The 9,019-nt window shown below is 60.7% G+C and carries 10 protein-coding genes; 7 read left to right on the forward strand and 3 right to left on the reverse strand.

The window, feature by feature from the left end; all coding sequences use genetic code 11:
• Positions 1-111 precede the first annotated feature (111 nt).
• The 5 genes from EYB53_RS13010 to EYB53_RS13030 all read left to right on the forward strand — a co-directional run bounded on the left by EYB53_RS13010 (position 112) and on the right by EYB53_RS13030 (position 5,685).
• Positions 112-672: an SCO2322-related protein gene (locus EYB53_RS13010; RefSeq protein WP_135478601.1), complete on the forward strand. Its 561-nt coding sequence runs from the start codon at positions 112-114 to the stop codon at positions 670-672.
• 155 nt (positions 673-827) lie between these two features.
• Positions 828-2,084 (forward strand): hypothetical protein, encoded by a 1,257-nt coding sequence (locus EYB53_RS13015; RefSeq protein WP_167857386.1) that lies wholly within the window; start codon positions 828-830, stop codon positions 2,082-2,084.
• A 132-nt stretch (positions 2,085-2,216) separates the two neighbouring features.
• Positions 2,217-3,017 (forward strand): ECF transporter S component, encoded by an 801-nt coding sequence (locus EYB53_RS13020; protein ID WP_205712650.1) that lies wholly within the window; start codon positions 2,217-2,219, stop codon positions 3,015-3,017.
• Positions 3,014-4,045, forward strand: coding sequence for an energy-coupling factor transporter transmembrane component T (locus EYB53_RS13025; protein WP_135478605.1), 1,032 nt, complete (start codon positions 3,014-3,016; stop codon positions 4,043-4,045). The genes EYB53_RS13020 and EYB53_RS13025 overlap by 4 nt, the downstream gene beginning before the upstream one ends.
• A complete protein-coding gene (locus EYB53_RS13030) occupies positions 4,042-5,685 on the forward strand; it encodes an ABC transporter ATP-binding protein (protein WP_135478606.1) in 1,644 nt (547 codons plus the stop codon). Before EYB53_RS13025 ends, EYB53_RS13030 begins: the two co-directional genes overlap by 4 nt.
• Positions 5,686-5,735: 50 nt before the next feature.
• On the opposite strand, the gene EYB53_RS13035 is transcribed toward EYB53_RS13030, so the two are convergent.
• Together EYB53_RS13035 and EYB53_RS13040 are read right to left on the reverse strand one after the other, a co-directional pair.
• Positions 5,736-6,062, reverse strand: coding sequence for a hypothetical protein (locus tag EYB53_RS13035; RefSeq protein ID WP_135478607.1), 327 nt, complete (start codon positions 6,060-6,062; stop codon positions 5,736-5,738).
• Between the two features lie 131 nt (positions 6,063-6,193).
• Positions 6,194-6,550 (reverse strand): hypothetical protein, encoded by a 357-nt coding sequence (locus EYB53_RS13040; RefSeq protein WP_135478608.1) that lies wholly within the window; start codon positions 6,548-6,550, stop codon positions 6,194-6,196.
• 251 nt (positions 6,551-6,801) lie between these two features.
• Between EYB53_RS13040 and EYB53_RS13045 the strand changes: the two genes are divergently transcribed.
• Together EYB53_RS13045 and EYB53_RS13050 are read left to right on the forward strand one after the other, a co-directional pair.
• Entirely contained in the window at positions 6,802-7,563 is a 762-nt protein-coding gene (locus tag EYB53_RS13045) for a glycosyltransferase family 2 protein (RefSeq protein ID WP_135478609.1), read from the forward strand.
• A gap of 103 nt (positions 7,564-7,666) precedes the next feature.
• The gene (locus EYB53_RS13050) at positions 7,667-8,149 is read left to right on the forward strand and encodes a PspC domain-containing protein (RefSeq protein WP_135478610.1); all 483 of its coding nucleotides are present in this window, start codon (positions 7,667-7,669) and stop codon (positions 8,147-8,149) included.
• Positions 8,150-8,213: 64 nt separating this feature from the next.
• Here EYB53_RS13050 and EYB53_RS13055 read toward each other — a convergent pair whose 3' ends face one another.
• Positions 8,214-8,876 carry a Crp/Fnr family transcriptional regulator gene (locus EYB53_RS13055; protein WP_135478611.1) on the reverse strand — a complete coding sequence of 221 codons (663 nt, stop codon included), beginning with the start codon at positions 8,874-8,876 and terminating at the stop codon, positions 8,214-8,216.
• Positions 8,877-9,019: the final 143 nt, after the last annotated feature.

Below are 9,019 nucleotides of genomic sequence, written 5' to 3' on the forward strand. Positions count from 1 at the left end.
CGCTGGGGGAGGGAGCCGGACGCCTTCCCCAAGCGGGGGGAGGTTGGGAGGGGGGCGGAAACGCGAAAGACGGTAACGTAACATTCCGCGTGTGGAAGGCCAGAAACAACGATGCGCTACCTGTTCAAACTCATTGCCTCTATCCTTATGTTAAGCTGTCTTGCCTTGTTGAGCGGGCTTGTGCCTGCCATTCCGGCGAGTCTGGCGGCCCCGGTTGCGCAGAACCCAGCGCAGGCGGGGCTCGTCGTGCGGTTTGGCGATGGCAGGGTCGAGAAGGCATGCGTTAATCTTGGCGCAACGGGGGAGATGACGGGGGAACAGGCGTTACGTGCGTCAGGGCTAACTACTATTGTTGCCTTTGATCCAGGGGCTGGGTCTGCTGTCTGCAAGATCGAACAGGTAGGCTGCAATTATCCCGCCGAGGGCTGTTTCTGTCAGTGTACGCTTGCCCCAGGCCAGCAGTGTCGTTACTGGGCTTACTATCAATGGAATAACAACGACTGGGTCTTTTCACAGGGGGGCTCGAGCTCGCGCATCCTGCGGGATGGCGATGTTGACGGCTGGTCGTGGGGGCCAGGTGGCATTGGCCTTGGCGTAGAACCGCCTGCCGTGCCTTTTGAAGAGATCTGTGTGCCACCGGCGACAATGTATCTTCCGCTTGTGTTGCGGTGACGGGTTACCATTCACGCCCGTCCGCCCCCTCCCCAGCCCTCCCCCGCTGGGGGAGGGAGCCGGACGCCTTCCCCAAGCGGGGGGAGGTTGGGAGGGGGGCGGAAACGCGAAAGACGGTAACGTAACATTCCGCGTGTGGAAGGCCAGAAACAACGATGCGCTACCTGTTCAAACTCATTGCCTCTATCCTTATGTTAAGCTGTCTTGCCTTGTTGAGCGGGCTTGTGCCTGCCATTCCGGCGAGTCTGGCGGCCCCGGTTGCGCAGAACCCAGCGCAGGCGGGGCTCGTCGTGCGGTTTGGCGATGGCAGGGTCGAGAAGGCATGCGTTAATCTTGGCGCAACGGGGGAGATGACGGGGGAACAGGCGTTACGTGCGTCAGGGCTAACTACTATTGTTGCCTTTGATCCAGGGGCTGGGTCTGCTGTCTGCAAGATCGAACAGGTAGGCTGCAATTATCCCGCCGAGGGCTGTTTCTGTCAGTGTACGCTTGCCCCAGGCCAGCAGTGTCGTTACTGGGCTTACTATCAATGGAATAACAACGACTGGGTCTTTTCACAGGGGGGCTCGAGCTCGCGCATCCTGCGGGATGGCGATGTTGACGGCTGGTCGTGGGGGCCAGGTGGCATTGGCCTTGGCGTAGAACCGCCTGCCGTGCCTTTTGAAGAGATCTGTGTGCCACCGGCGACCGCAACGCCCACGGCGACCGCGACACCCACGGCGACTGCGACACCCACGGCGACTGCAACGCCAACCGCGACCAGCGCCGCGACGGCCACGCCTCAGCCAACCGATGCGCCTGCTGCACCACCTCCGCCCACCGATGCGCCGGTGATCATGCCGGTGGCAACGAGTACGCCGCAACCCTCGCCGACGACCGTGACCGCAACGGCGCTGCCTGCCACGTCAACCACGCAACCCACATCAACGCCCGTGCCTCCAACGCCGACGCTAGCGCCACCTTCGCCGACCGTCGCAAGCACGGCAACGCCCGCACCTGGTCTCCCTGAAGTTCCCTCCATTGCACCCCCAACGCCAGTGAGCGAGGCTGCAGTGATCTCGACGCAGCCCGATCCTGCCTACGAAACGACGCCCGAAGAGACGCCCGATCAGACGATGGCCCTGATCGCCCTGATAACTCCTTCGCCCGCTCCGGTCTGGCTGCCGATGGTGCAACAGGCAGGGGCTGAACCGACAGTGGTGCGACCGACCATCACGTTCCAGGAACCGACAACCATCCCGGTGGCAACGGCAACCCCGACCGCCACGCCTGAGCCGTCGCCAACGGCGGCGCCCGCACCGACGCCAGCGTCAACCAATCAGCGCCAGGGCCTGACCTGGTTTCTGGTGATGAGCATGACACTTGCCGGGGCACTCGTTGTGGCACGTTCACGCCGTGAACCAGGGACGTGATAGCAATTGAAATTGAGCAATCCGCATAGAGCTATTGCTGCCAGAGCGCATGGGAACGCCATGCACGGCAATCTGCAAGCCAAAATCTGCAATCTGAAATGGTCTGACATGCGTGACCGGTTGATGAGCGGAATGATCATTGGGTTCACGACGGTGATCGGGATCATTGCTTTTCTCTATCCCTTCTGGTTGCCGACGGTGGCGACCGGCGGGGTCGGGGGGGCGCACGCTGGCACAGCCCCGGTGATCCTGACGACCCTGGTGGGCCTGAGCTTTCTGGCGCTGTTGCTAGAGGCGCAGCGCGCCGCCGAGCATGCGTTGCTCGTGGCGTTGCTCGGGGTGCTCGTGGCGATGAATGCGATCCTGCGCTTCATTGATGTTGCGCTACCGTTGCCCGGCGGCTTTTCACCGATCTTCGTCCTGATCATCCTCACTGGCTATCTCTTTGGTGGCTCGTTTGGCTTTTTGATGGGTACGATGACGCTGCTCGTTTCGGCGCTGATCACCGGCGGCGTTGGCCCGTGGCTGCCCTTTCAGATGCTGACGGCGGGCTGGGTCGGTCTGACGGCACCGCTCTGTCGGGGGCCAATCCAGTTGCTTGGGGGCGTCGGGCGCTACCGCGAGGTGCTGGTGCTCGCCGTCTTTGGGGCACTCTGGGGGTTTGGGTATGGGGCAATCATGAACCTCTGGTTCTGGCCTTTTGCGAGCGGCCCGGTGGAGCAATACTGGCAGACGGGCATCGGCTTTATCGAGACGGTGCGCCGCTATCTGACCTTCTACCTTGCGACGTCGCTGCTCTGGGATGTCGCAGGGAGTCTCGGCAATGGCCTGCTCATTGCGGCCTTTGGCGGGCCAATTCTGCGCGTCTTGCGCCGGTTCCAGCGCCGCTTTGCGTTTGTGTTGCGGCACGTACCGCTGAGTGAGGGGCTGTGACGCCGCGCTCGCTGCTGCTGGTGCATCCGGTCACCTGGACGATCTGGCTTGGTACGACGCTGCTGACGGTGTCGCTCACGCGGAATCCGCTCTATTTGCTGCTCCTGCTCTTCGGGCTAACCCTCGTGGCCGAAACCGAACGTCCGACGGGGCGGGCGACGCCGCTTGATCCGATCTTCTTTGCGGTGATCGCGGTTTCGTTTGGGGCACTCTTCAATGCCGCGACGATCCGCTATGGCGATACGGTGCTGGTGGCGCTGCCGGCATCGTGGTGGCTGATCGGTGGGCCGATCACGCTTGAAGCCGTTGTTTTTGGCATGATCAACGGGTTGGTGCTCAGTGCGCTGGTGGCCGGATTTGGCGCATTTGGCACCGCGATGCCGATCAGTGCGCTGATCAGCCTCGTGCCCCGCGCCTTTTATCCGCTGGCCGTCGTGATGAGCGTCGCCGTCACCTATGTCCCGCTGACGATCCGGCTCGCCGGGCAAGTCCGTGAAGCCCAGCAACTCCGCGGGCATCAGGTGCGCGTCTGGCGCGACGGGCTGCCGCTGCTCTTGCCGCTGCTCATCGGCGGGCTCGAACGAGCCTTGCAACTCGCCGAAGCAATGGCGGCGCGAGGCTTCGCCGCCGATCCGCCCTCCAATCAGGTCAGAATGATGCTCGTCGGCGGACTGGCCGCGCTCTTTGCCGGGCTGCTCTTGCAGTTTGCCTGGGGGCAAGTCGTGGCGGCAAGTCTGACCCTGCTCATTGGCACTGGCCTGATCCTTTGGGCACTGCGTGAGTCGGGCCAGCAAGCCCCGCGCACGCGCTACCGCGTCTATCGCCGGGGCATCCGTGATATGATGGTGTTGCTTGGGGCCGGCCTGACCCTGATCGCCGTGCTGGCACCCTGGCCGGGGCGAGCGAGTCTCGCCTACACGCCCTACCCGACCTTGCAAATGCCAATCTTCGAGCCGCTGCTCGCCCTCGCCCTGATGGGGCTGCTGATGCCTGTGGCGGTACGCCTGGGCGACCATTATCTACCATGATTGAGTTTGCACAACTGAGCTATCGCTACCCTGACCAGCCGCAGGTCTGTCTCGACCAGGTGAGCCTGGCGCTGCCTGCCGGGAGCTTTACGCTGGTGATCGGCCCGTCGGGCAGCGGCAAATCAACGCTGCTCCGCTGTCTAAACGGGCTCGTGCCTCACTTCAGTGGCGGCGAGGTTGCGGGCAGCGTGCGGATCGCCGCCTATGATCCCATTGCCCTCGGGCCACGGGTAATGAGTCGCCATGTCGGCATGGTCTTTCAAAGCCCCGAGGCGCAATTTGTGCTGGAGCGGGTCGAAGACGAGATCGCCTTTGCGCTGGAACATGCCGCGGTGCCACGCGAGCAACTGCGCATCAGGGTCGAAGAGGTGCTTGACCTGCTCGATCTCGCACCGCTACGCGACCGGTTGCTGACGACGCTCTCGGGAGGCGAACGCCAGCGCGTGGCAATTGCCGCAACACTCGCGTTGCAACCAGAGGTGCTCGTGCTCGATGAACCAACGAGCCAGCTTGACCCACAATCGGCGGACGACGTCTTGCAAGCGCTGGTGCGGCTCAATCACGACCTGGGGCTGACGATCGTGCTCGCCGAGCACCGCTCCGAACGCGTCTTGCCGATGGTCGATCTGGTTGTGGCGCTTGATCGGGCCGGGCGCGTAGTCAGCGGCCACCCACGTGAGATCTTGGCGAATAGTCCGCTCTGCCCGCCGCTGATCACCGTAGCGCGTGCCGCCGGGTGGCAACCCCTGCCCCTGAGTGTGAAAGAGGCGCGTCCCTTTGCCACGAGGCAAGGGTTGGCCCAACAGGATGCAATAGCTGTGGGGAAGACCGGGGAGGCGGGGCGGGCCAGTGCAACAGGCCCCACCAGACAGCAACGCCCATATCTGGAAATACGTAGCCTCGAAGCAGGCTACGGCACCACACCGGTCTTGCGCAACCTGGATCTCACCATTGCGGCGGGCGAAATCACCCTGCTCATGGGGCGCAATGGCATCGGCAAAAGCACCCTGCTCAAATGCATGATCGGCCTCTTGCGGCCACGGCGAGGCGAGATCCGCATTGCAGGGCATTCCATTGCCGGGCGCGATGTTGCCGCGATCAGCCGCGAGCTTGCCTGCCTGCCCCAGGAACCAGAAAGCATGCTCTTTGCCGACACCGTCGCCGACGAACTGCGCACCACGCTGCGCAACCACCGCCTGCCGGTGAACGAAGCGCTCATTGACGAACTGCTTGCGCAACTGGGGCTAAGCGAACGACGCGAGCGCTACCCACGCGACCTGAGCATCGGCGAACGGCAGCGGGTCGCCCTGGGGGCGATCAGCATCACGCGACCGGGAGGGTTACTGCTTGACGAACCAACGCGGGGGCTCGACTACGAAGCCAAAGCCATGCTCGGCGGCCTCTTGCGCCAATGGAGTCGGGAAGGCACCGCGATCATCGTCGTCTCACACGATGTCGAATTTGTCGCCGAGATTGCCGACCGCGTGCTGATTCTCGGCCAAGGCGGCCTGATTGCCGACGGCCCCCCGTGGAACGTGCTCGGCAACTCACCGCTCTTCGCCCCGCAAATCGCCCGCATCTTCCCCGGCCGCGGCTGGCTCACCGCCAGCGACGCCTTGCAAGGGTTGCAACGAGGATAAAAGTAAGCGAGGCGACCAGCTTCGCTGGTCGCCTCGCTTACTTAAAAAAGTTAGGCAACGACTTCAAGGGGGCCGTGATCATCGCAATGGTCGCCGTGGACGTGGTGCAGACGCCCGTCAACGAGATAGTCGAAATGGTCGCCGTGCGGCACCAGCGGATGCCCACAGCCGACATGACCACATGCGCAGGCAATGGGGGCGCAGCCATCAGGATTGGTTGCACTCACCGCAATCACATGCTCATCGTAATGGCTCGCGTGGGTATGATGCAGATGCCCATCGTGCAGATAATCAACGTGACCCTCGTGGCGTACCCGTACATGGCCGCAATGCTCGCTATGCACATGCGGATGGTTCTCGTGTTGCGTACAACTCATTGCGTTATCTCCTCATACCATGCCTGAAAACCGTGCTGGTTTCAGCGTACCGACTGATACGTCTATGGTACCGTATCGTGATGGTCTGACAAGGCCTTGTAGATGAGATATCATCGCAGGAGAGCGACGTTTTATTTGGTGCGAACACGGCGCTTGAGGTCAAGCGACGGCTGGCGAAAGCCGAGCACATCAAGCGTGCCACGCGGATAGCTCTTGATAAACCGGGTCAGGCCATTGGGATTGCGTCGCCAGAAGAGCGAGATCAGCATCGCGGTGACGAGCAACGCGATGAAGACAACCATATTGATATCAAAGCCAACGACCGAGGCTACGGCCAGGTACGCAAAGGCAAGCAGCATCAGCAAGGCCTGTAGCGCAGGCAACAACAGCAAACGCTCACCAATCTGGCGATACGCATATAAAAACGCCACCAGATACCAGACCTCAAACAGGATCACGCCGATAATCAGATACGTCCAGACACCCACATTGGTTCCTCCTCATTTATATCTATAGAGGCGTGTCGGCTTTAGCCGGCTAATTGGTCTGCAAGAAATTAATCCGGTAGTGCGGACTTCAGTCGGCTTCCGGCTCAGCCGACTGAAGTCCGCACTCCCATAGACACGCGCGCCAAGAACGCACCTACCCACCTTCTGAGACTTCATGATAACATATCGTAGCGAGTACCTATGCTATAATCGCCGCGTGGCAAAAGCCCGCGAGTTTTAAGGATAGCAGCATGACCGAGCGGCCCAGCATTACGGCTTTCTTTCCGGCTTTCAACGATGCAGGCACCATTGGCAGTATGGTGATCAGTGTCATCGAGACTTTAGAGGATCTGACTGACGATTACGAAGTGATTGTGGTCGAGAATGGCAGCACCGATTATACCGTACAGGTGCTCGAGTCACTCGCTGCTCACTACCCGCGCCTCCGGGTCTTTACCCATCGTCAACCGCTCGGCTATGGCGGGGCCTTGCGGGTCGGCTTTGCCAGTGCCACCAAGGATCTGATCTTCTACACCGACGGTGATGCCCAGTATGACCCCCGTGAGCTACGCCTACTGCTTGCCGCCATGCATGACGAAATTGATATCGTCAATGGCTGGAAAATCGATCGTTCTGACCCATTGCACCGCAAAATCATCGGGCGTGTCTACCATCATACGGTCAAGTTGCTCTTTGGCTTCAAGTTACGCGATGTTGACTGCGACTTCCGGCTGATCCGGCGTGGCGTCTTTGATGTGGTCGAACTTGAGTCGGACAGTGGCACAATTTGTCTCGAGCTCGTCAAGAAGCTACAGGACGCGGGATACCGCTTTGCCGAGGTACCGGTGCATCATTACCACCGCACCTATGGGCAGAGCCAGTTCTTCAACTTTCCGCGTCTTTGGCGTACCGGCGTGCAACTGATCCAGCTCTGGGGCAAACTGGTTGTCCGGCGTCAGCATATGAAACAGATCGCCGCCCGTCGGCGCAAACTTGGTCTGCCTCAGCCGTAAGGGTTGACGCAAAGGCGCATCATCTCCACCTTGTTGCAACTATTCCCCGCTGCGCACCGTCTCATTGACAAGTGAACGGAAGGTAGTGACGGAAGGAACAACAATGAATACGACAACCCGCTTGATGCGCAGTCGCAATGATCGGATGATCGCTGGCGTGGCCGCCGGGATCGCCCGTTATCTCATCATAGATACGGCCATTGTCCGCTTGATTTTCGTCTTGCTGGCCCTCAGTGGCCCTGCGTTCCTGCTCTACCCTTTGCTCTGGCTGATTATGCCGCAAGAACCAGCCGAGGGCGCGGGAGTGAGCCAGGTCTTTGTGGCAACAGGCAAAACGCAGCGTCTGCGTGTTGATGCGATGACTGGGGAGACCGGCGGGCCTGAACAAGAAGTGCCGATCAACAATGTCGGCGGTGGCAGGCCGCACCATGAGAGTCAGCCAGCCACCCCGGGCAACCGGATGCTCGGCTACATGCTGCTGGGGCTCGGGGTATTTATCATTTTGCAGATCATCTGGCCCGGCTTCACCTGGATTGTTTTTCCAGCGTCGCTGGTAGCAGTGGGGATCTATTTGCTGCGCAAGTAGAGGTGGTGCATAGATCGCAGAAGGCCAGCTTTGCTGGCCTTCTGCGATCTATGGGGAACGTCGGTTAACTTTGCGAGAGTTCGCGGAGGCGTGAAAGGTTAAGCAGGGTAATGCCCGAGCGATCAATATCGAGGAGGTGGGCATCGCGAAACTGGTTGATCACTTTGGTGACGGTTTCGCGGTAGGCGTTGATCATCTCGGCAAGTTGCTGATGGGTGCGGCGTGGCACGCGTTGGCGTGGCTGGTTGGATTCGGGTTGGTCGCCTGACATCTCAAGCAAGACCGATGCGAGCCGGGCGGGCACCGATTTGAAGGCCACTTCATCAATCCGGCGGCTGACCGCCAGCCGGTGTTGGCCGAGCATATCAATCAAGGCACTCGCCAGGCCGGGGGTTGTAGCCACAGATCCACGGAGCGTGGCGGACTGTACCGCAACGACACGTACAGGCAAGAGCGCCTGCGCATACGTATCATACGAGCCGCTACCATCGAGCGCACTGTGCCCAAAAAACTGACCTGGCTCAACCACTTTAAGCGTCAAGATCCGGCCTTCGTTGGACAATAATTGCAGACTCACCTGCCCGCTCTGCACAAAGTAGAGCGCGTGCGCGGGTTGGCCTGGTGTATACACATAACTGTGGCGCCTAAAGCCCTGGACGTTTCCCAGACGCTCAACAGTGGTCTGCAGCACATGCTGCACAGCGGCGTTACCCATCAAGGCGTCCATAGGCTCTTCTCCACCATATCGTGAACGTATGCATTGCTTTTTATATTGTATCACACACACCAAGCTTTTGGGGCCTTCAGCCCGCAGGCACCAGGGCTGATGCAAAGTCAGGCCCGGAACAAGAGGCGGTCGATGGCGGCCGC

This window comes from Candidatus Chloroploca mongolica (assembly GCF_004762035.2).
Taxonomy (GTDB): Bacteria; Chloroflexota; Chloroflexia; order Chloroflexales; family Chloroflexaceae; genus Chloroploca; species Chloroploca mongolica.